The sequence below is a fragment of the Colwellia echini genome (assembly GCF_002843355.2).
In the GTDB taxonomy this organism is placed as follows: Bacteria; Pseudomonadota; Gammaproteobacteria; order Enterobacterales; family Alteromonadaceae; genus Colwellia; species Colwellia echini.
In genome coordinates this window covers 1-820 of sequence record NZ_PJAI02000075.1, presented here as the reverse complement: position 1 = coordinate 820, position 820 = coordinate 1, and the positions used below count along the sequence as shown (strand labels likewise).

Sequence of the window (820 nt, the reverse complement as noted above, 5' to 3'; positions counted from 1 at the left end):
TCACTAGTAAAGGTGATCGTGTCGGTTAAGGTTTCACCGTCTGGTAACGCTTGTACCGCAGCATTGCTGTCATCTAAGCTGTATTCCCATACACCTGTGCCATCAACCACAACCGTGCCGTAGCTCGCAGTGCTGCTCACTAACGTACCTTCGCCGGTATCTACGTCAAATACTGAAATAGTACCTGTCGCTGTGTTATTGCTCGCATCATCTTCAGTCACGCTTGTGTCACTTGCAGTAACTGTGATATCCGCCGCATCATTGCTACCCGTGATGGTGATGGTTTGTGTCTCAGTGGTGCCATCGTCACTGGTGAAAGTGATGGTATCAACTAAGGTTTGGCCTGCCGGTAGTGCTTGCACTGCAGCATTATTGTTATCCAGTGAATACGTCCATTGACCTGCTGCATCCACCACAACGGTGCCATATGTTGCCGTGCTGCTCGCTAAAGTCCCTTCACCGGTATCAATATCACTAACAGACACTGTGCCTGTTGCGGTGTTGTTGCTCGCATCATCTTCAGTCACTAATGTATCACTTGCGGTAACTGTGATATCCGCCGCATCATTGCTACCCGTGATGGTGATGGTTTGTGTCTCAGTGGTGCCATCGTCACTAGTAAAGGTGATCGTGTCGGTTAAGGTTTCACCGTCTGGTAACGCTTGTACCGCAGCATTGCTGTCATCTAAGCTGTATTCCCATACACCTGTGCCATCAACCACAACCGTGCCGTAGCTCGCAGTGCTGCTCACTAACGTACCTTCGCCGGTATCTACGTCAAATACTGAAATAGTACCTGTCGCTGTGTTATTGCTCGCAT

Annotated in this window: 1 protein-coding gene; it reads right to left on the bottom strand. The window is 49.4% G+C overall.

The genetic code is table 11. The annotated features are described in order from the left end of the window. A partial coding sequence (locus tag CWS31_RS17335) for a VCBS domain-containing protein (protein ID WP_211355864.1) occupies positions 1-820 on the bottom strand: 820 nt, incomplete at both ends.